At 34.8% G+C, this 22,660-nt stretch carries 20 protein-coding genes and 2 pseudogenes; 8 read left to right on the top strand and 14 right to left on the bottom strand.

Translation table 11 applies throughout. From position 1 onward, the window contains the following. The first annotated feature begins 32 nt into the window (after positions 1–32). Together NLJ82_RS03725 and NLJ82_RS03720 are read left to right on the top strand one after the other, a co-directional pair. Complete coding sequence (locus tag NLJ82_RS03725; protein WP_042469424.1) at positions 33–290, top strand: DUF4022 family protein; 258 nt, start codon at positions 33–35, stop codon at positions 288–290. Positions 291–304: 14 nt separating this feature from the next. Further along, on the top strand, positions 305–742 hold the full coding sequence (locus NLJ82_RS03720) for a GNAT family N-acetyltransferase (protein WP_000633746.1): 438 nt from the start codon (positions 305–307) through the stop codon (positions 740–742). A gap of 39 nt (positions 743–781) precedes the next feature. On the opposite strand, the pseudogene NLJ82_RS03715 reads toward NLJ82_RS03720, so the two are convergent. From NLJ82_RS03715 to NLJ82_RS03705, 3 genes and pseudogenes are all read right to left on the bottom strand, one after another. Beyond that, positions 782–1,209, bottom strand: a pseudogene (locus NLJ82_RS03715) (hypothetical protein). Positions 1,210–1,213: 4 nt separating this feature from the next. Continuing rightward, a complete protein-coding gene (locus NLJ82_RS03710; RefSeq protein ID WP_000301182.1) occupies positions 1,214–1,414 on the bottom strand; it encodes a helix-turn-helix transcriptional regulator in 201 nt (66 codons plus the stop codon). Positions 1,415–1,703: 289 nt separating this feature from the next. Continuing rightward, complete coding sequence (locus tag NLJ82_RS03705; protein WP_000487212.1) at positions 1,704–2,996, bottom strand: NCS2 family permease; 1,293 nt, start codon at positions 2,994–2,996, stop codon at positions 1,704–1,706. Positions 2,997–3,276: 280 nt separating this feature from the next. Between NLJ82_RS03705 and NLJ82_RS03700 the strand changes: the two genes are divergently transcribed. After that, positions 3,277–4,668, top strand: coding sequence for an amino acid permease (locus NLJ82_RS03700; protein WP_001164905.1), 1,392 nt, complete (start codon positions 3,277–3,279; stop codon positions 4,666–4,668). Positions 4,669–4,849: 181 nt separating this feature from the next. Then, complete coding sequence (locus NLJ82_RS03695; RefSeq protein ID WP_000791497.1) at positions 4,850–6,397, top strand: DNA-binding protein; 1,548 nt, start codon at positions 4,850–4,852, stop codon at positions 6,395–6,397. Between the two features lie 35 nt (positions 6,398–6,432). On the opposite strand, the gene NLJ82_RS03690 is transcribed toward NLJ82_RS03695, so the two are convergent. Then, on the bottom strand, positions 6,433–8,154 hold the full coding sequence (locus tag NLJ82_RS03690; RefSeq protein ID WP_000656721.1) for a DUF2339 domain-containing protein: 1,722 nt from the start codon (positions 8,152–8,154) through the stop codon (positions 6,433–6,435). A 130-nt stretch (positions 8,155–8,284) separates the two neighbouring features. Beyond that, positions 8,285–9,586 (bottom strand): branched-chain amino acid transport system II carrier protein BrnQ1, encoded by a 1,302-nt coding sequence (gene brnQ1, locus NLJ82_RS03685; RefSeq protein ID WP_000771679.1) that lies wholly within the window; start codon positions 9,584–9,586, stop codon positions 8,285–8,287. Positions 9,587–9,838: 252 nt separating this feature from the next. Here brnQ1 and NLJ82_RS03680 point away from each other — a divergent pair, with 252 nt between their 5' ends. Beyond that, positions 9,839–11,224: a peptide MFS transporter gene (locus NLJ82_RS03680; RefSeq protein ID WP_000443153.1), complete on the top strand. Its 1,386-nt coding sequence runs from the start codon at positions 9,839–9,841 to the stop codon at positions 11,222–11,224. 29 nt (positions 11,225–11,253) lie between these two features. Here the strand turns inward: NLJ82_RS03680 and NLJ82_RS03675 are convergent, their stop codons facing one another. The 5 genes from NLJ82_RS03675 to NLJ82_RS03655 all read right to left on the bottom strand — a co-directional run bounded on the left by NLJ82_RS03675 (position 11,254) and on the right by NLJ82_RS03655 (position 15,344). Beyond that, complete coding sequence (locus tag NLJ82_RS03675; protein WP_000813414.1) at positions 11,254–12,375, bottom strand: YHYH domain-containing protein; 1,122 nt, start codon at positions 12,373–12,375, stop codon at positions 11,254–11,256. Between the two features lie 139 nt (positions 12,376–12,514). Then, positions 12,515–13,147, bottom strand: coding sequence for a class A sortase (locus NLJ82_RS03670; protein WP_001041721.1), 633 nt, complete (start codon positions 13,145–13,147; stop codon positions 12,515–12,517). A 116-nt stretch (positions 13,148–13,263) separates the two neighbouring features. After that, positions 13,264–13,737, bottom strand: a complete 474-nt coding sequence (locus tag NLJ82_RS03665) for a hypothetical protein (RefSeq protein ID WP_001081111.1) — start codon at positions 13,735–13,737, stop codon at positions 13,264–13,266. Then, positions 13,730–13,948 carry a helix-turn-helix transcriptional regulator gene (locus tag NLJ82_RS03660; RefSeq protein ID WP_000154009.1) on the bottom strand — a complete coding sequence of 73 codons (219 nt, stop codon included), beginning with the start codon at positions 13,946–13,948 and terminating at the stop codon, positions 13,730–13,732. Before NLJ82_RS03660 ends, NLJ82_RS03665 begins: the two co-directional genes overlap by 8 nt. Before the next feature lie 112 nt (positions 13,949–14,060). Further along, positions 14,061–15,344: a 3D domain-containing protein gene (locus tag NLJ82_RS03655; protein WP_001105827.1), complete on the bottom strand. Its 1,284-nt coding sequence runs from the start codon at positions 15,342–15,344 to the stop codon at positions 14,061–14,063. Between the two features lie 631 nt (positions 15,345–15,975). On the opposite strand from NLJ82_RS03655, the pseudogene NLJ82_RS28870 reads away from it, so the two are divergent. Further along, positions 15,976–16,509 (top strand): annotated as a pseudogene (locus tag NLJ82_RS28870) (methyl-accepting chemotaxis protein); the annotation flags it as partial. A 132-nt stretch (positions 16,510–16,641) separates the two neighbouring features. Then, entirely contained in the window at positions 16,642–17,454 is an 813-nt protein-coding gene (locus tag NLJ82_RS03645) for an undecaprenyl-diphosphate phosphatase (RefSeq protein ID WP_000434782.1), read from the top strand. 58 nt (positions 17,455–17,512) lie between these two features. Here NLJ82_RS03645 and NLJ82_RS03640 read toward each other — a convergent pair whose 3' ends face one another. Next, positions 17,513–17,716 carry a hypothetical protein gene (locus NLJ82_RS03640; RefSeq protein ID WP_001268337.1) on the bottom strand — a complete coding sequence of 68 codons (204 nt, stop codon included), beginning with the start codon at positions 17,714–17,716 and terminating at the stop codon, positions 17,513–17,515. A gap of 172 nt (positions 17,717–17,888) precedes the next feature. On the opposite strand from NLJ82_RS03640, the gene NLJ82_RS03635 reads away from it, so the two are divergent. Beyond that, the gene (locus NLJ82_RS03635; protein WP_000128043.1) at positions 17,889–19,040 is read left to right on the top strand and encodes a VanZ family protein; all 1,152 of its coding nucleotides are present in this window, start codon (positions 17,889–17,891) and stop codon (positions 19,038–19,040) included. A gap of 7 nt (positions 19,041–19,047) precedes the next feature. Here the strand turns inward: NLJ82_RS03635 and NLJ82_RS03630 are convergent, their stop codons facing one another. The 3 genes from NLJ82_RS03630 to sph all read right to left on the bottom strand — a co-directional run bounded on the left by NLJ82_RS03630 (position 19,048) and on the right by sph (position 22,648). Beyond that, entirely contained in the window at positions 19,048–20,361 is a 1,314-nt protein-coding gene (locus NLJ82_RS03630; protein WP_000948915.1) for a D-arabinono-1,4-lactone oxidase, read from the bottom strand. Continuing rightward, positions 20,349–21,521, bottom strand: coding sequence for an amino acid deaminase/aldolase (locus NLJ82_RS03625; protein ID WP_000373740.1), 1,173 nt, complete (start codon positions 21,519–21,521; stop codon positions 20,349–20,351). Before NLJ82_RS03625 ends, NLJ82_RS03630 begins: the two co-directional genes overlap by 13 nt. A gap of 110 nt (positions 21,522–21,631) precedes the next feature. Next, a complete protein-coding gene (gene sph, locus NLJ82_RS03620; RefSeq protein ID WP_012644199.1) occupies positions 21,632–22,648 on the bottom strand; it encodes a sphingomyelinase C in 1,017 nt (338 codons plus the stop codon). Between the last annotated feature and the right edge of the window lie 12 nt (positions 22,649–22,660).

Here is a 22,660-nt window from a genome sequence, read left to right as displayed (position 1 = left end):
GAGGGGCATTTTTTTCCATTTCATATGGTAAAATGTTACTATCACATATTATGAGGATGGATTACATTATGTCTATTATAACTTTAGCTCTCTTATTATTAGCCGAAATACTCGTGGCCATTATTCTCATCGGTGTTAGTATTGAAATTTGTAGTTACGGATGGAAAAAGTCAAATAGAATAAAATACTCTTGCCTCTTACTTTCACTCCTTCTCGGAACCACTAGCATACTCGGACTTTTCGCTGCACCTGCCTATTTCTTTATACAATTAACAGAAAAAGCGTTATAAGAAAGGATATTAATATGATTACCGTGAAAAATATTGATGGATCTGAAACTTACGTATTACGTCAAAAAATTTTGCGCCCGATTCAAACATTAGCAGATTGTAAATACCCTTCCGACTATGAAACAGACAGCTTTCACTTAGGAGCATTTATAAATGATAAACTGATTAGTATCGCTTCCTTCTCAAAGGAAATGCATCCCGACTTACAGGCAGGTATGCATTATCGTCTACGAGGAATGGCCACATTGCCTGAGTTTCGAAACAACCACGCTGGAAGCTCCTTAATTCAGAAAGCAGAACAAATCTTACAAGAGCGTCAAGCAAATATGCTATGGTGTAATGGCCGAATTACTGTAGCTGACTATTACAAGCGCTTAGGCTTCCAAGAACATGGTGAAATCTTTGAAATTGAACCAATTGGCCTTCATAAAGTACTGTATAAAAGAATATAAGAAAAGCTTTCCGCAATATGGGAAAGCTTTTCTTATATTTCAATCTTCACTTTTTATCTTTTTCATATATATGTATATAAACAAACTAGGAACTAAAAAACAAGCAAACATAATAAGTCCTGTCATACTAATTTCCTTTATCGAAATATCTGGTGTTACAACGATACAAATAGCTAAAATCCCAATAACAATACTTACAGGAATTAATAATAGTTTCATGAAATAGCTACGTGATACTCCCCCTGTATGCTCATACACTTCCACTGAATTTTTCAGGTTTAAAAAGTTAATAACTATTATCCCCCCATAAATACCATTAATAAATCCGAAACACTTTCATATCCTGCATCTTGCAAAACGTAGCGATAAAAAACAATACCTAGTATGAAAATATTTTGTAAGATGAAAACTAATCTAATATGTTTTAACCCCTCAATCATTAAACGTTCATCTTTCACAATTTTCATCGAATCACTCCTTTTCCTCCCAAAACAAATCATTCAAAGTTTTATCTACTGCATAACAAATTTTCAAACATAAATCTAAAGACGGATTGTATTTGCCCTTCTCAATTAAACTAATCGTTTGCCTTGTAACGCCTACTTTTTCTGCTAATTGTTGCTGTGTTAAATCTAACTGAACACGCGCGACTTTTATTTTACTTACAGCCATTCATGTTCCCCCTCCATCTATATTGTAACATATATATTCCATTAAGTAATTTATATTTTGCGTTACTGATTATAGTTTCACTTTACCCCGCATGAACGGGCAGTAAGACTCCCTCCTAATAATTAAGCTAATAACCAGATATCCAGAGAGAGTCAAACTGCCCATAAAAGCCCGATTGGTTCAACTAATAATCAGTGGGGGATGAACAGAACCCCCACTGATTATAGTTTCACTTTATTATACACAAAAAAGGAGCCCCTCATAAGAAGCCCCCTCTCCTATTTCTATATTATAAGAATAAATGACATCCAAATAAAATTGTAAATAAGTATAGTAATGGATGTACTTCCATCCCTTTCCCTTTCACAATTTTTAAGACTGGATACACTAAAAACCCAATTGCAATTCCATTCGCAATACTAGACGTTAACGGAATACCAACGAAAATTAAAAATGCTGGTAATGCATCTTCAAATTCATTCCAATTAATATCACGAATACTTTGTGCCATTAAACTACCTACAATAATTAATGAAGGAGCTGTAATAGCGGCTACACTTGATAAAGAAGCAATAACAGGGCTAAAGAATGCTGTTATAATCGTTAGGCCGACTACTACAATACCTGTTAATCCTGTTTTACCACCTGCAGCAATACCAGCTGACGATTCAATCGTCGCTGCTGTTGGGCTTGTCCCAAAGATAGAGCCTGTAGTACCGCCAATTGCATCCGCAATAAATGCTTTACCAAAACGTTTCTCTGTATTATCTGTAATTAAACCTGCTTGTTTAATTAAACCGAGTAATGCTCCTGTTGTATCAAATAACAGTACAAGTAAAAATGAAAATACAACGCCATATAATCCGTATTCAATTACATCTGAAAAGGCGTTGATTGGATTTGAAACGATAATCCCCTCTGGTAAATGAGGCATCGCAACAATTTTATCCGTAAACTTCAGCTGCCCTGTAAAGAAGGCGATAATTCCTGTCACAATCATACTAATAAATAATGCACCGCTCACACGCAATGTCATTAATACCGCCGCTAAAATCAAACCAATTAAAGTTAAAATAACGGCTGGAGAATGGAAATCACCAATCGTAACTAAATTAGATGGATGATCAACGATAATTCCAGATAGACGTAATCCAATAAAAGCAATAAATAACCCAATTCCACCTGCAATTGCATGTTTTAAACTGTCAGGAATTGCGACAATTAGCTTTTGCCTAAATGAAGTGAAAGATAATAAAAGAAAAATGATACCTGTTACAAATACTGCTGAAAACGCAATGACATATGTAATCCCCTCTGCCTGTTGAACAACAGAATAAGCAAAATACGCATTCATTCCCATAGCTGGAGCAATAACAATTGGATAGTTAGCTAAAAACGACATACATAACGTCCCTACAACAGTCGCAATAATAGTTGCCGTAAAAGCTTGATCAAATGGTACACCTGCATCAGATAATATTTTCGGATTGATGACAAGAATATACGCAAATGTAAAAAAAGTTGTGATGCCAGCTAAAAGCTCTTGCTTCACAGAAGTGTTATATTTTTGTAATTGAAACATGGTTATGTACCCTTCCTACATCTGAATTATTATCACACATTCTTTTCTTACTAGTATGTGAGAAAATATAATACTTAATCTTAACAATCAATAAAAAGAAGAGTCAATATATTCGCTAATAGTTCGAATTTTAAGTTTAAGTCTGACAAGTACAGATGTAGTACAGTTAATAATGATTATTTTTGTAGCATAACAGATGGAAATGTTTTATAATTTGAAATAGTTAAATATTTAGTAAACGCATTCAAATATCGTTCACTCTACAAGGGGGATTCTTCTTATGCAGCACACAAACAAATCTGGAACTTTAAACCGAGGTTTAAAAGAACGACATATTACTTTAATGTCACTCGGTTCAGCTATTGGCGTTGGACTATTTTTAGGATCTGCTTCTGCTATTAAACTAGCTGGTCCTTCTATTTTACTAGGCTATATGATTGCTGGACTCGTTATTTTTTTCATTATGCGAGCACTCGGAGAAATGGCAATTGAACAACCTGTTGCTGGCTCTTTTAGTAAATATGCATATGATTATCTTGGACCACTAGCTGGCTATATTACCGGTTGGAACTACTGGTTCTTATGGGTTGTTACTTGCATGGCTGAAATTACGGCTGCTGGCATTTACATGCAGTACTGGTTCCCAGATATTCCGCGCTGGACTTGGGCTTTACTCGCTCTATTATTAATGAGTGCTTTCAACTTTTTATCTGTAAAAGTATTTGGAGAACTTGAATTTTGGTTTGCTCTCATTAAAATTGTCACAATTATCTGTATGATAGTAGTTGGGGCTGGTATTATTTTATTTGGCTTCGGAAACGGTGGTATCGCTACTGGCATTTCAAACCTTTGGTCACATGGTGGCTGGTTCCCAAATGGTTTTTCTGGGTTATTACTCTCCATGCAAATGGTATTATTCGCTTATTTAGGCGTTGAATTAATCGGCGTTACAGCGGGTGAAGCGCAAAACCCGAAAAAAACACTCGCAAAAGCAATTGATAACGTATTTTGGAGAATATTACTGTTCTACGTTGGGGCTCTATTCGTTATGATGGCAATTTATCCATGGAACGAACTTGGTGAGAAAGGAAGTCCATTTGTATTAACATTCCAGCAAATCGGTATCGCAAAAGCAGCAGGAATTATTAACTTCGTCGTATTAACAGCAGCTCTTTCTTCTTGTAATGGTGGTTTATTTAGTACAGGCCGCATGCTGTATACATTAGCTCAACAGAAAAAAGCTCCGGAAAGATTCGGTCGTTTAAATAAAAATGGCATTCCAAGTCAAGGAATTGTAGCAACAGCAATCGTTTTACTCGTTGGTGTTATATTAAACTATCTTGTGCCCGCAAAAGTATTTACATGGCTCACTAGTATTTCAACTTTCGGGGCAATTTGGACTTGGGGTATTATATTAGTCGCTCAAATTAAGTTCCGTAAAAGTTTGCCGACGCAAAACAAACAAAAGTTATCGTATAAAATGCCTTTATACCCATTAAGTTCATATTTCTCACTTGCTTTCCTTGCACTCGTATTATGTATAATGGCGTATTCAGAAGATACAAGGATTGCATTAATTGTTGGACCAATTTGGCTTATCGGTTTAGCTGTCGTGTATTACATGAAAGGTTTTCATAAAATTGATGAAACACCTAATTCAAAAATTGGTTAAGCAAAACATCCCTTCCTTATTACTTGGAAGGGATATTTTTATGCCTATATAAATATTTCTCAACAAATTTCACGGTATTTTTACAAATTTTTAATATTTTTTATGTTTTCCGTCTTTATTTTTACAGAAAAATAAATTACATTATTAAAGCACATATATTTATTATTAGGGGGATTCTTCTATGAAGAATAAAAAATGGATTACATTTTCTTTAGCAACAGCAATTACACTAAGCATAGGGGCTTCGTTCATACCATCTACTTATGCCGAAAGCTCTGTAGACCCAGCTCCTGAAATTGCTGCAAAAGTTGTAAATCAAAACAATGGGAAAAAAGTATTATTCGATAATACACACGGTCAAACTGCCGGGACTGCTGACTGGGTTATCGATGGTGGCTTTTCTGATTTCGGAAACGGCATTGCCCAAAACGGCTATCATGTAAAAGAACTACGTAAATCAACACCGATTACATACGAAGATTTAAAAGACTACAATGTGTTTATCGTTCCAGAAGCAAATATTCCTTACAAAAAATCTGAACAAGATGCTATGTTACAATACGTGAAAAATGGCGGTAGTATCTTCTTCATTGCCGATCATTATAATGCAGATCGTAATAAAAATCGTTGGGACTCTTCTGAAGTATTTAACGGATATAGACGCGGTGCTTGGGATAATCCAGCAAAAGGAATGTCTAACGAAGAAGCCAATTCACAAGCTATGCAAGGAGTAGAAAGCTCTGATTGGCTATCTGACAACTTCGGTATTCGCTTCCGCTATAATGCAATCGGTGATGTTTCCGCTAAAAATATTGTATCACCTGAACAATCATTCGGAATTACAGAAGGGGTTTCATCTGTAGCAATGCATGCTGGTTCTACTTTAGCAATTACAAATCCAAAACTAGCAAAAGGACTTGTTTATCTTCCAGAAAACCCAACAAAATGGAATAACGCTGTTGATAGCGGTGTGTATAACGGCGGTGGTGTTGCAGAAGGTCCTTATGCTGCTATCGCAAAAGTAGGGCTTGGAAAAGCTGCCTTTATTGGAGACTCTTCTCCTGTTGAAGATGCTACGCCAAAATACGTTCGTGAAGACTCTGGCCAAACAAAGAAAACTTACGATGGATATAAAGAAGAAAACGATGCGATTTTACTAGAAAATATCGTAAATTGGCTATCGAATAAAGAAACATTTACAAGTTTAGACCAAGTAAATGGTTTACAACTTGATTTACCTACCACTTTACAAACATTTGAACAACCAAGCTTATCAACTGAGCCACAACCTGAACCTTGGAGTGCGCCAAATGCAGGTTATCAATGGTTTAATACAAATACTTTTAAACCTGGTTCATATGGCTATAACGGTGCAGTAACAGCAAATGACTACGTAGTTACACACCCTAGCACTCTACCAAACAATGAAGTGTTCCAAATCAAAATTCAAGTAAATAACTTATTACCAAACACAACATACAATAATTATTCTTTAGGTATATTCACTACTGGCGGTACACAAGTAGCAAAAGTTCAAAATACAAACGGCACTTGGCCATCTACTTTCGGATATAGTAGTGCATTTTCTTTCACAACAAACAGCTTAGGTTCTGCTGAAAAAATTGTGAACGTACAAATCGATCCAAATACGACTGGACAAGCAACACTTCGTCTACGTCAAAATACGACAGCGAAATATAGTGAGACTGTAACGATTAATAAGAAATAATGAAAAAGGCAATCCGGATATGGATTGCCTTCTTCTCATTTCTCTTCTTTTGAAAAAAACATTCTTGAAATAACGATACCTATACTTCCTACGATTAAGAATAACACTGCCCTAATCATCATTGAAACTTCTGGTAAGTCTAGAAGAAATAGCTTTCCTATCGTTACGACTAACACGACTAAGCCGGCATATAATATTTCATTCATATTTTTATTCCGGCCAAGCCAAACTGCAAATAATGCATACACCATCCATAATAACGATACAGATATGCTTATTATGCTTCCATCTGTGGACAAAACTTCACCGATTCTAGTAATTGTAATAAATACAATCACCATAAACCAATAGAGTGCTATAGAATACATATACTTGCCAAAGCTCGCTAATACTTCTTTCGCTTGTCTCATGCAATAATAGAACGTTCCTATTAAAATAAGATGAGCAACAAAGCCTGCTGAAATAAATTGATCAAACGGGCTAAAAATCGTCTGTATCATTCCAATTGCGTAAACCGTCGCACTAACATACAATTTTATCTGTTGTTTTCCTTTAATAGAAGTAAACATACCGAGGAAGCCTTGTAATAATAGTACAATCGCTGCATTCACTAAACTATACTCATATAAAATCGCTAAACTAAAGGCCCCCATTGCGAAACCAAATAAAAGATTTGTAAATGTAGAATGTCTATTCTTCCTATATTCAAACACGAACATAATAGCGTGCACGAGTGCACTTATCATTAATCCCCATGTTGTAAATTCATGTATTTTTGAAATAGCTAATATAAAAAAGACGGCATTCGCACTAAATATCGCCAAGCGTGGCTCTACTATAAAACTTCTCTCCGTAAACATATGCCAAAATAATAGTAAGTGAATTAAACCATAAACTACTGTTAACTGGACTTGCAAATCCTCTACTAACATTGACATAACAGCAAAGAAGACAAAAAGAACAATAGCAGCAACAACATAAGAAATCATATATAAATACTGATAACGATTTTTCAACGCATACCATAATAAGCTGAGCGTTAGTATCATCTCATATCCAAAGAAAATATACGGATTAGGAGTTGTACTATTTAATAAGAATGGCACGAAGAAAGCTCCTACCGCTACGAATATAGTAAGATATTCCGATTGATACTTCTTCGCTATATAAATACCTAAAATGACCCATGCGATATTACATAGAAACGCGACACTCGCTGGAATAAATCCATATAAATAATGTGCCGCAAATGTCGTTAAAACTATACCCGTAATACTTCCTCCTGCTAATACTAACCCTAATGCTTGCCGCTCGCGTTTAATTTGAATATCCCCTATATAATAAAAACCGATTGATAGGACAATACCAAACACAATTCGTATTGCTGGTGTTAATAATCCCGCATCTATCCCTGCTTTAAATAACCAAATTACTCCAAGCAACATAATACCGACAAATATGCGCGGTAACCACGTTTGGCAAAACTTAATAATATTAAATGGTTCTCGTTTAAAAGCAGATATATGCACTTGTTTTACCTCACGTTCTTGCACAGGTTCTTTTATTGTAACTACTTCTTCTTTTTGTTTTTCTTCCGTCACCGTTTCAATATATTCTTTCTTTTCCTTACTAACATGTTGCTTAGCATTTTCTGCTTCTATTTCTCTTTGTTTGGCTTTCAATTCAAAAAGTGCTTCTTGAATCGTTTCAATTGCCGTTTCGAGTGCTTCTATTTTCTTATTCAAATCCTCCTTCATACGCTCCCCCCTTATCCGTTCAAAACCTATATATTACCAATTACCTTTATCATACTCTTAGTCTATTCATTTTCAATACTATTTTTCCAAAAAAGAAAGGTGTTTTCCGAAATCGGAAAACACCTTTTACTTATTTATTCTTATTTATAACAATACTCACGATAACACCAATACAAGCACCTATAATAGCTGGAACAATCCACCCAACACCTTCCATATAAAACGGAATGTATTTCAATACTGATGTCCACTGATTCATCATCACATTTTTATTGAAAATATCAACTGCACTAAACACCGCTACAATTCCAACAGTTACTGTATATACGTATGCATACTTCTCAATATACTTATGGAATAGCCCTAAAATAATAAGCGTTAATGCAACTGGATAAATAAATCCAAGAATCGGTACTGATACTTTTAAAATTTGTGTTAATCCTAAATTAGCTAAAATCATACTAACCAAACTTAATATAAATGCCCAAACTTTATAAGCTACTTTCGGAAATGCACTTGCGAAAAATTGACTACAAGATGTAACAAGTCCGATTGACACACATAAACACGCGATCGTAAAAATAAGACCTAATAAAACGACCCCGCCTTGCCCAAATAATGTAGTCATCACTTGCGCTAACACTTGCGCGCCATTATCAAATGTCCCCAATGAACCACTCATTGAACCGACATATCCAAGTATGACATAAATAATAGATAATAATAGTCCTGCACCAATTCCAGCAATACTCATATATTTCGCTAAACCTTTATCATCTTCAATACCTTTTGCACGAAGAGCATTTGCAATCACAATCCCAAAAATTAAAGCTGCTAATGCATCCATCGTTAAATATCCATCTAAAAACCCTTGGAACATAGGCGCTTGTCCATAATTTCCAGCAGCCTCTTTCACACTACCTACTGATGTAAACATGCTTTTTATAAAGATAAGAGCAATCATACCTAATAATAACGGTGTTAAAACTTTTCCGAACAACCCCATTAATTTAGACGGTGATAAACTTAACCAGTACACAATACTAAAGAAAATAACTGTGTAACATAATAAGACTACGCTACCCGCTTCCGGAAATAGCTGACCCGGTCCCATTTCAAAAGCTAGACTTCCTGCACGCGGAATACCAAGGCCTGGTCCAATAAATACATACACGATACACGGAAAGATAATGGCGAATGAAGAATGAACTCTACCCGCTAGCGTTTGAAAACTTCCTGCTTTTGCAATCGCAATAACTCCCAATATCGGAAGACCTGTTGCTGATATAATAAACCCTACTAATGAAATCCACACATGTTCTCCTGCTTCATACCCAAGAAAAGGTGGAAATATAAGATTCCCCGCTCCAAAGAACATCGAGAATAACATAAGACTAATAAGTAAAATTTCTTTTTTCTGTAACAATTTCATTTCTTTCTCCTTCTTTAATTTCATCTTTTATGAAATCAATTTCACATATAAAAAAGTGCAATAAACCGCTTCTTTACAAAGAAAACATAGTCCATAGTCTAACATAAAAGAAACACTCATTCTATAGCTATATCCCTTTTCCAATTTCTTCTGAAAAATCAACCTTTATTGACTTATAATAGTTAATAAAGTAAAATATTAAATGTACAAAATTATTAACTTTGTTTTTGTTTGTGTCAGGAGGAAAATAACATGGAATCAGCGATACAACTAGAAAGAGAACAACAAAGAAAAAAGAAACATCCTCCAGGTTTATACTTACTCTTCTTTACAGAAATGTGGGAAAGATTTAGTTACTATGGATTACGAGGATTATTAACATTATATTTAACGACAGCTTTAGTAAGCGGTGGTCTTGGGTTTAGTCCTGGATGGGCACTCTCTATTTACGGATTTTACACTGGAGCCTGTTATTTCACACCGATGATTGGTGGATACTTAACAGACCGTTTTCTAGGTAGACGAAAAGCGATCACAATTGGTGGTATAACAATGGCAATCGGTAACCTTACACTATTTGCCTTACAAAACCAAGTCGGCCTATACCTCGGATTAGCGCTTATTATTATCGGTAATGGATTCTTCAAACCGAACATCTCTACACTGGTTGGGGAATTATACGAAGAGAACGATCCAAAACGTGATAGTGCATTTACCATTTTCTATATGGGTATTAATGTCGGATCATTTTTAGCTCCACTCGTTTGCGGATTTTTATCAGAAAATTTATTCAAAACAACGGTTGATGGCGTTGTACATTACGGATTCCGTTACGGATTCTTAGCCGCTTCAATCGGAATGATCATTGGACAAATTTTATTTACAACACTATCCAATCGCTTCCTTGGTGATATCGGTAAAAAACCAACTCGCGATTTACAAACAACAGATGGACAACCATCAGTAGGAGATACACCTTTAACAAAAAAAGAAAAACAACGTACTGCAGTTATCGTCATTTTAACATGCTTCGTTGTCTTCTTCTGGGCTGGCTTTGAACAAGCTGGTAGTTCATTAACATTATATACAAACAAATTTGTAGACCGCTCTGTGTTCGGATGGGAAGTTCCAACATCTTGGTTCCAATCGGTCAATCCATTATTTATTATTTTACTTGCTCCAGTTATTTCGGCATTATGGGCAAAACTTGCAACTCGCAAGCGTGGAGATTTAAAAATCCCAACTAAAATGGGACTTGGTATGATCTTGCTCGGTATCGGTTATATCATTCTCGTTATTGCTACATTAAAAACAGGTAGTGATGAACATAACATTACAGAAAAAGCAAACTTACTATTTATCGTCTTTACGTATCTTTTCCATACGTTAGGTGAGCTATTCTTATCACCTGTTGGACTATCAATGGTTAGTGCGCTTGCCCCAGTAAAACTTGCTTCTTTATTAATGGGAGTATGGTTAGCAAGCTCAGGAATCGCTAACATTTTAGGTGGACAACTCGCAAGCTTCACAACTTCACTTGGATATGCTGAAGTATTTACAGTAATTGGCGCTGTAGCAATTGTATTAGGCTGCGTTTTATTACTAATTTCTAAGAAGTTAGTGAAATGGATGGATTAAAAAAGATGAGGGGAAATCCCTCATCTTTTTTATGCATTCTTACCTTTTTCTATCGCTTGTTCGTACAGATTTTTATGTTCTTTATATTCACTTGGCACAAAATTCTTATAGAAGAATGCAAGCCAACTGTCTCCTTTTTTATATCCTTCTTCTCTAATTTCTGCTGCTTTTTTATTTGATTTAAATCCTTCAATAAACCATTTCTTTAACGATTCATTTTTTTCATATTTAGCAGGAACTTTCAAATCATAGTTTTCAAATGCATACTTATAGCCAGCCTTTTCTACTGCTTTTTTTGTAGATTTATAACCCTTTTCATAAGCTGTTTCATACGCCTTCACGTACACATCTTTCTCTCTATTTCCGGGGTTCTTTCCGGCTAATTCCTTACCTGCCTTTTCCCCTAGTTCAGCTTGCTCTTTTTCAATTTTTTCTGTTCTTTCTTTATTCCCTACTTGGAAACCTTCTGCAAAATTCGGCTTAAACTCTGGAGCAATTTGACTATCTTCCATCGTCTCTTGTGCTAAACCTTGCTCTTTTCCTTTTTCAAAATTCGTTTTCTTCTGCTCTTCTAAAGACCAAGATGCAGCATAAGCAATTTTGAATGCTTCTTTATATGTATCTGATTTTCCAGCTAAATGTGATTCTGCATCATTTTTCCCTGCTTTAAAATCAATCTCTCCATTTTTTTGTCCCTCAAGCTGTCCTTTTTCCATATCAGCTTGACGTTGTGCTTCCTCTTGCTTACGTGCTTCTTCCGCTTTTCTTTGTTCTTCAGCTACACGTTGTCTCTCTGCCTCTGCTTTTCTTTGTTCCTCCGCTACACGTTGTCTCTCTTCTTCAGCTTTACGCTGCGCCTCTGCAGCACGTTGTTTTTCAGCCTCAGCATTGCGCTGTGCTTCTGCTTGTCTTTCAGCTTCTACAGCACCATTATTATTTTGACTAGGAGCTGGACTTGTTGCACCACTACTAGAAGCTGGCTTATTGTGATAATGATATTCCCCGTACTGCAATCCCCATTTTTCACAATTTGTACGACACGTATGTCCCCCATTAGCATCTGTACGTCCTGGATGCGCATAGGCTGAAATTGGAGCTACCAATAACGCTACACTTGTTGTTAAAAGAAGTTTCTTCACCTGTTGTTTCACTCTTGTTCCTCCCAAAATCTTGAATTCTAACTTTATTATACATAAATAGAAAAATACTTAAATACCAACTAAAATATTCTATTATTTCTCAACATTAGTAAAAAAGAAGGTCAACTCTTTAGAGAGTTGACCTTCTTTTTTATTTCTTCGCCTTCGTTCCTACTAAATCACCAGCAACAACATAACGTTTAGAATTATCTTTTACAGATACACATGTAATAAGTGTTATCTCATCTTTCCCATGATCTTCAACAACCTCCCATTTATCAGGAGTTACTTCAGATACACCAGTAACCGCATATTCATATTCGTTTTCATTATCATACAAATAAATTTTATCGCCTTTTTTTAGAGACGCTATATCACTAAATAAAACACCTTTTTTAGACATGTTATGTCCTGCTAATGCATAATTCCCTTTTCCCATTACTTGATTTTCTTTTACTGTTGCTGCACCTGATAATAGGTTTTTCTCAGTAGAAGACTTTAAAACAGGAAGTTCTAATGAAACACTCGGAATCGAAATACGACCAATTACTTGTTTCTTATCTAAAGATGCGTTCGCTACTTCTGCCAAGTCTGGTTGATTAATTTTCGAAGCATCTACAAATTCTGTCTCATGTTTTTCATAATCCATTTTTTGAACAGCCTGTACATTTTCAGTCTGTTTCTTTTCAGCTTGATATCCATCATAAAATGGTTTGCCGATTAATACACCACCTACAACAAATAGGAGGATTGCTACTATACTATAAATTCTTTGCTTATTCATATACAATTCCTTTCCGTTACAAAATCTTACTCTATTTAAAATGATAAGATAATATTGCTATATGTACAAGTGTAAGCTGAAAAGAAACCTTCTTGCTGATGCAAGAAGGTTTCTTTTTAAGCGATTTTATTTCGATATAAAGATACGTGGAAAATTGTCATTTGAATAAAGAAAATACTAAATGCAATATATATTGGATATGCAGGAACATATAGATTAGCAATTGGAGAAAGCGTTAAAAAACCAACCGCACAAGGCAACACGTACCATAGTGACATAAATGTAGTACGACAAGCCTTTTCTGTAATCGCCTTTTCCCGCTCGTCTTCTTGAGGAAATAACAGTGGAAACATCCAATATGATAGCTCTTTATATTTTTTCTTTTGAATTTTATAAAGAACAGTCGATACAATACCAAATATTAAAAGCAATCCTATTGGCATTAAACTCACCGAAACTTCAAATGGTACCCTCTTCGTTTGAATAAAATTAGCAACTTCGATAGTAAAATAATACAACTCAATAAATGCCCAACCTGCTAATACCATTAAAAGTACATTCAACATATAGGAAAATACAAGTCTATTCATCCTCTTCCCCCTCCTTATTTAAAACAAACACATCTTCCATCTTGAGCTCGAACACATCGCAAATCGTAAGCGCTAATAACAATGACGGAACATAATCCCCTTTTTCAATTGCCGCGATTGTTTGTCTCGTCACTCCAACCTTTTCTGCTAATACACTTTGCGAAAAATTAAACCGAGCTCTTAATTCCTTCACTCTATTTAAAATGGTCAAATTTACCACCTCTCACCATCATTGTATGCTATCCTTAACAAAATGTAAACTCAACTTAACATTGTTTTTATAAAAAAATCCAACTCTACGTATTGTAAAGTTGGATTACGTGTTAGTTTAAAATTGTAACTTTAACGATTTTTCTTCCCCATTGACTAGAAGACCCTTTATCAGGCATTAACACATCAATTCTGTTACCTTTAATCGCTCCACCAGTATCTGCTGCAATTGCGACTCCATAACCTTCAACATTTACAGTTTTACCTAATGGAATAACATTTGGATCTACAGCAATTAATTTCATTCCTGGGTTTGCAGTTAGATTATAACCTTTACCACCTGGTCCCCATGCAGAGAATACTTGTTGACCTGGTGCATAACCATTTTCCCCTGGATCAGCTGTATAAGCTGTAGCTTCTACATAAATTTCTTTCCCACCAGCAGTTGGCTTAGGAGATGGTTTAGGTTGTGGAGGTTCTACCTTCGAATTATTATTAGTAACTGGTTCAGCTGGTTTACTAGCTTTTGCTTGCTTTTGCTTTTCAGCAATTTCCGCTTGCGCTTTCGCTAAAGCTTCTTGCTCAGCCTTTGCAGCTGCCTCCGCTTTTGCACGCTCTTCTGCTGCAATTCTTACTGCTTCTTGCTCACGAGCAATCGTTTCTTGTACTGCCTTCATGTTTGATTCGATTTTAGCCTTTTCTTCTGCAGCTAAATTAAGTTGGCTTGCAACCTGATTATATTTAGCTTGAACTGTTTGTAAGTTAGCTTGACGCTTTTTCAAGTTATCTTGCAAATCAGCTTGTGCTTTTGCTAATTTTTGTTTGTCTACTACTAAAGATGCTTCTTTTTCGTCAATTGTTTTCTTGTCTGCTTCAATTTGACGAAGATCTTGTTCCTGTAGACGTAAAATTTCTTTATCAGCTTCTAAAATAGTAGAAACTGCGTTCATACGTTGTAAGAAATCTGCAAAGTTTTTTGACTCTACTACAACTTCTACTACTAAACTTGTATTTGAACTGTTTTGAACAGAAACCATACGTTTTCTCATAATATCTTTACGAGCAAGGACTTTATCCTCTAAAACGACAATTTCTTCCTTTTTTTGCTCAATCTGCTTATGTGTTTCATCAATTTTACGTTGAATAGCAGCTTGATCCTCTTTATTTTTTGCAATTGTATTATTTAAATTATGTAGTTCGTTTTCGATACCTTGAATTTCTTTACTAACAGCTTGCTTCTCTTGCTCTTTCTTTTGCATTTCTGCATCGTTTTGCTGCAATTGCTGTTGCATGTTGTTAAGTTTCTCGTCGTTTGACTCTGCTTTAACAGCGACTGTACTAGAAAGACTTATAATTCCTGCTAATACTAGACTACTGATTCGCTTAAAATAGTTCATAATCCGACTCCCTTCTTATACAGTTATACATGATTTATTTTACAGTTTGTTTACAATACCATTAAATACAGTTTATTTTTCATGACGAAAAAAAGGGAATTATGCATAAAATGTAATAGATTCTTAAATATTTAACAATTCCTATATTTAAAAATTATAAAAGATGCTAAAATCCAAATATAGAGAAAATATAACTTCTAAAGGCGGTTGAAATAAATATATGTTTACTCAAAAGAAATCACTCCAACATAAAATTGATCAATTAGAAAGTCGTATACAAGAACTAGAAGCAGAATTAAAACAAAAGGATATCGAACAACAAGAGACTATTTCTTCTATCCACGATCGTGTACAAAGCGTTGTTCAAGAGCATCAACTTGTAAATAACCAGCACAATACACTTCAAAATTTAGTTCAACAATTAAGCTCATGTTTCGAAAATGTTTCAACACGCACGACACATTCCAATGAATTAAATAATGAAATGTTACAAAAAGAACAAAGCTTAATTCAATCTATTGAAGAAATCATTGACTGCTCTAATGAAGGAAAAGAATCTGTTCACCGTTTACTTATTGTAATTAACAAATTAGGCGAACAATCTCAACGTACGTCTAATAGTATGAATCATTTAAGTGAACGCTCAAAAGAAATCGAGCAAATTGTAGAAGTCATTCAAAACATTGCAGCACAAACAAATTTACTTGCTTTAAATGCAAGCATTGAAGCTGCACGTGCTGGTGAACACGGTAAAGGATTCGCTGTCGTTGCCAATGAAGTAAGAAAATTAGCTGAAAGTACAGCTGAAAGTACAAAAAACATTGGCAACTTAACGAAAAAAATTCAAGAAGAAATTGAAAAAGCATACGATAATACAAAAGATAATTTGCATTTAGTCGATGAAGGTGTAGAAATGAGTGCCGATACAAACGCTAGAATTGAAAATATTTTAATTATGATTCAAACGTTACAAAACGGTGCTACTAATGTTATTAAAGCTATTGAAAACCAAAAGTCTTGTAATGATGATATATTACGAGAATTCGCTACTACACAACAAATGTTCCAAAAGTTAAATACTACTATTATGAATCACATTCATGATGCTGAGAAAGTCGATGTTCAATTAACGAAAAGTCTTGAAGAAACAGCAGTTTCTCGTTAACAATAAAAATCCCTTATACTGCTATAAGGGATTTTTATTATATTTCGAATATTTATTTCTTCTCAATATTCATCCGTATCTTTGTTATAATGGACAAGTTGTTTCTTTCGACTATTAAACAAGGAGGTTATTATGGAACAATTTTACTACATTTTAAAATATTTAATTCTTGGTCTGTTCCAAGGACTAACAGAACCGATTCCGATTTCTTCAAGCGGTCACCTCGTTTTAGCACAGCATTTGCTAGGACTAAAAATCGAAGGGTTTAGCTTTGAACTACTTGTTAATTCAGCTTCATTATTAGCTGTATTACTTATTTATAGAAATGATTTAATTCGTCTAACGAAGAATGGTCTATCTTATATATTTACAAGAGCAGAAGATGCAAAATCAGATTTCTTCTTTATTATTTACCTTGTTATTGCGACCATTCCAGCAGGTGTTATTGGTGTTTTATTTAAAGATTACATCGATCAATACTTAAAAGGTGTGAAAATGGTTGGGATTTCCCTTCTTATTACCGCTGTCGGTCTTTGGATTATTAGAAACTTGCGTGGACGTAAAAATGATGGCGACCTTTCTATGAAAGACGCAATTATTGTCGGCCTAGCACAAGCTTGCGCACTAATTCCTGGAATAAGCCGATCAGGTGCAACAATCGTAGCAGCGATGTTACTTGGTATGAAGCAAGAAACGGCTCTTCGTTTCTCATTCTTACTATATATCCCTGTTAGCTTAGGTGGTTTATTACTAAGTATTACAGACATTGCAAAAGATCCAAATCTAGATACACTATTCGTACCATATATCGTTGCATTTATCGCAACATTTATCATGACGTATATTTCATTAAAATGGTTTATGAACATTATGGCAAAAGGAAATTTAAAATATTTCTCTTTCTATTGCATTATCGTAGGTGTACTTACTCTTATTTTCTTATAAGGTGAAACTTACAAATCAAAAAGCGAGTCATTCTATTACACTAGAACGACTCGTTTTTTTATGCATATACTTTCTTTTCTTGACAATACAAACGAATAACATGTTTATTTTGTTGAAATACATCATGCGTTAGGCGGATAATAATAAAATTTCGTTTTATTTGATCATCATGAACAAAAATCTGTTCTCCCTCTTGAAAACGCCACGCACTTTCAAAAGTTGTAATATGATTCCCACTTACAGAAAAAAGCTCATATCGCATATCTTGTTCCCTCTTTCAACTTATAATAATCATAATATCCTTATATTAAATTTAGTATAACTTAATTCTATTAAAATTTATAATTTTTTCTATTTCAAAATATTTTAATTTTGTTTTAAGGTTCTTTTAACGTTATAATGGTAAACGAATTTTCATTGAAAGGAGCTTCATTTTGACTGCATATTTATTCCCTGTAAAAACAGCATTTATTTTATTTCCTTTTTTAGCAATGTTTCTATTAATCCCTTTTTTAATATTTAATTATCGAAAGTATGGTTATTTAAATAAATGGCGTTCATTTATTTTATACTCATTATTGCTTTACTTATTAAATGCCTATTTTCTTGTGATTTTGCCGTTGCCACAAACATATGATACTTGTAGCCTACAACCGGCTAATACGCAGCACATGCAACTATCACCATTTTATTTCATACAAGAAATTAGTAATCGTACTTCGGCAATTTTAACGAAACCAGCTACTTATTTCTACCTATTAAAAGAATCTGCGTTTTTACAAGTAGCATTTAACGTTCTATTAACCGTTCCATTCGGTATTTACTTACGGTATTATTTCCGACGTAGTTTCTTACAAACAATTTGTATTTCTTTTTGTCTTTCACTCTTTTTCGAGCTAACACAAGTGACTGGACTATACGGTATATACAATTGTGCGTACCGCTTATTTGATATAGATGATCTGTTTTTAAATACATTAGGCGGCGTAATCGGCTTTATCATTGCACCAATTTTTACGTACTTCCTTCCGAAAGCAAGCGAATTAGATAGTCATATTGATTTGGAAACGAAACCAGTCGGATTCGTTCGTCGCTTTATCGCGATGCAAATTGATTGGATTTTCTTATCCATCGTTGTACCTGTCATTAAAAACAAAGGAAATTCTTTCTTTGTTTCTAATATTCAATCTTACACGAACATATACGAACTCATTTTCATAACGTGTTCGATCTTTATTTACTTTATTATCATTCCATACTTTACGAATGGAAAGACAATCGGTAAAGCATTGCTTCGTATTTACGTGAAAGGACAATCAGATCGTATTACGTTGAAGGAACTATTCATCCGTTATGGTATATTCTATTTCGTTTTAGGTGGAATCAATTATATTCTTTCTAGTAGCTCTATCTTAAATCTTAAAGAACCTTTAGTATTAATAGTTATATTATTATTCCAACTCGTAATTAACGGTCTATTTATTATTCATGTTTTATTACATGTATTTAGTCGTGATAAGTTACTATTTTACGAGCGAATTAGTCAAACAAGAAATGCGATCGTACTAAAAAAAGCTGACAAGTAATACTTTGTCAGCTTTTTTTCATAATCGTAAATAACTTTTCTGTGTAAGGATTTGAAAACATTTCTGCTTCATCTAATAATTTCCTCACCTTTAGAAACGAATGCAATTCTGGATATATATTTTGTAATTTTTCGTACGTTAACGTATGCATTTTTCCCCAATGCGGGCGTCCTTCATACTTTAGAAAAATTTTCTCCACCTCACCAAAATAAGCAGCATACTTCATACCTTTATACATATGAACAGCTATATACGCAGAATCTCTTCCATACGCTGGACTGAGCCATATATCATCCTTTTTCACATAACGGCATTCAATTGGGAAGTGCACTTTATACTTTTTCTTTTCAATAAGGTTTGAAATTTCTTCTACAACGGCCTGCATATACTTTGAAGGAACACTATACTCCATTTCATAAAATGGAACCGCACGCGATGTAGCAAATACTTCATAACTCGGGCCAATTATTTTTGTATTCGGTACAGCTTTAGCCGATAATCGACTTACTCCTTTACTTATAGAAGGAAACCATTTGCATCCTTTAGATAACAAAGAGAACATCTTATTTTCAAGTAACTCTACCTTTAGTTTATGCCATTTCAAATCACTTTTTTTACCCGTTGTTTCGTTTGTAATTTTCACTTGCACTTCATCTGAATAAGGAAAAACAAAGAATTCAAAGTGGCGATTCTTCTTATATTCTTCTAATTTGTTCATTACAGTAGATAATGCTTGTTTTTCACTTTCATACACAAGTGAATACGCCCTGATAACTTTCAATTTTATCCTTACAATGATACCTAGCATCCCAAGTGACAACTGAAAGGCCCTCCAATATTCTACATTCTCCGTTTCCGAACAAACTATAGTCTCACCTGTAGATAAAACTGCCGTAATCTCTATAACTTGTGTTGATAAACTTCCAAAGGTAATACCCGTTCCATGCGTCCCCGTACTAATTGCTCCTGCGATAGATTGCGAATCAATATCCCCTAAATTTTCTTGCGCATAACCTTTTTCCTCAAGTAACTTCCCTAGCTCATGTAACTTTGTTCCTGCCCATACTTCGGCAACCATTTCTTCCGTATCAATATTCACAATTCCCTTCAATTCATCTAAAGAAACTAAAATTTCTTCCGTTTGCACAAGAGGTGTAAACGAGTGTCCTGAACCGACAACACGAATTTTCTTCCCTTTCTTTCGCGCAAGCTCTATAACTTCTACTACATCTTGTATACTTTCTGGATACATCGTATAATGCGGTGTTCCTTCTACATTCCCTGTCCAATTTCTCCATTTTTGTCCCTTTATAGAAAGCATTGGCCATCCCCCCGATATGTTGAATACTCCCCAACAATCTCTCCTTCTTTCACACGATATAAAAATGGAAACCGCTCACATAATTCGCCAGCTTTACTATGACGAAATAAGATAGAATCTCCTATCTCTACTCGTTCCTCACCGTTATAAAAAATCGGTGTTTGCACTTCACCAGCGCCTTCTAAAGCTAATAGTTTTGCACCATTCGGCCTCCAAATCTCAGGTTCTTTATCTTTCCCAATTGCGCCTGAGGCAATATATCCACCACCTAGACAAGTGTAAATTGTTGGGGCTGGTTTACGCACAACTGGTAAAGCAAACCCGACAGCTGGATGAAATTGCACCTCTTTATAATAATCAAACAGCTTCGGGGCATAAAAAGCCGAACCTATTGTAATCTCTGAAACTGAATGATCTTGCTCAGTTGTTTTTATGCTTCCTGTGCCTCCCCCATTTACGAATCTTAGTTCAATACCCAGATTTTGTATTTCTTTTACGATATGTCCTCTTCTTTCTTTAACTTCTAACACTGATTTCTTCTTTAAATATGAAATCACTTTACTTTTCGCTCGTTGATTCGGTATGTGATCTCCTCCCCCAGCAATTTGGGCTTCATATCCCATTACACCATCTAGTATTAAAAATGATGATTCTTTCAACCTTTTTACTATTTTCAAAGCACCTTGCACATCTTTTACCGGTGATCTTTTGACCCCAAAATGAAACTTAAAAAAACGACTACTCATATCAATATCTAAGCAAACACGAAAACATCCTTTAGACTTCTCAGCAATTTTTTCTAAATAAACAATATGATCTTCACAATCCACCATACAAGTTATAATGAGCCCTTGCTTTGTTAGCAAACTTATTTCATGTAACGCTCTTTCATCATAAGCAGGATATCCGAGCAATAAATCATTGAATCCTTGTTCAATTAAAAATAAGGCTTCCCTAGGTGAAAAACACATAATACCTTGAAATCGTTCATTTGCAGCTAAAATCTTTTGCATAACCGGAACAGAACGTAACGATTTACTCGCTATACGAATCTTCTTATTGCCACTTAATTCTATAATCAATTGAATATTTCTATCTAAAGCTACTTCATCCAAAAATGCACACGGTAATGGCACTTCTTTAAAAATTCCTCGATCCACATTTTTTCTCTCCTCTTCTCTATATGTCTTATACATATTGGAAAGAAAGTTGGAATCTCCTCTACAAAATAAAAAAGTTTCTTCCTATTTAAGAAGAAACTTTTTTAGGACTACTTCATAGAAATAGTTGCTGCTACTGGATAATGATCAGAATAATCATCATACGTATATTTTTTGAGCCATGATGTAACAGTCCACTGTGGAGATTTCGGTTGTAACACTTTATTCTCTACAAATGACGGGTTCGCATGGTCTTTACTTGCAATAATATAATCTAAATACTCGGCAGGGCTATCAGGGAAATTATATTTTGCAATACTGTTTGTCGTCGCATCCCAAGTTGCTGTATGTCCCGTATAAGATGGAATAGAAGCGTGCAATGTTTTGAACATTGATGCGTATTCTGAGTCACTATTGTTCTCAGCATTTATTTTATTCACATTCATATCACCACCAAATAGGACGTACTCGTCATTTGGTATATTTTTATTTTTAATAAAATCTTGAATTTCTTTTAACTGGTTTGTACGTACAGATGCAGGTGAAGTTTTTCCGCACATACTATCTTCTGCCTGCAAATGCGTCCCAATTACATGAACGAAACGATCATTTTTCTTAATCTTCGTGTATACAAATCCTTTATTCGATAAATTATCCGGCCCGCATCCATTTGCAAATACATATTGAACCTTTTCAACGATCGGCCATTTGCTCACGATTGCAACGCCTCCATCTTCAGGCGTTGAAGATGAATAACTACCTAACGTTTTATCCCATTCATTTCCGTTACTACGACCTAATACAGCTGTTTGATTTGGGTATTCTTTCTTCAAATTTCCTAAAAGGCGATCTGAAGCACTATTATCAAACACTTCATTTAATATAACAACGTCTTGATTTTTAATATAATCTGCCGCCCCAATTAAATCAGCACGCTGACTTTGTCCCCAATTCGGATATAAGTTAGTTGATAGCATGTACACGTTATGCGTCATCACTTTCAAAATGTTGTTTTGATCTGTAGACGTATCTGCTTGAGCTGAAGATCCTCCGTATAAAACTCCTAAACCAATCCCAAGGCTAAGTACACCTTTTAGCAATTTACCTTTCACGTTCCATACCTCCATGTGTATAGTATT

The organism is Bacillus paranthracis (assembly GCF_024296885.1).
GTDB classification, from domain to species: Bacteria; Bacillota; Bacilli; order Bacillales; family Bacillaceae_G; genus Bacillus_A; species Bacillus_A paranthracis.
This window is presented reverse-complemented; position numbering and strand designations above follow the sequence as displayed.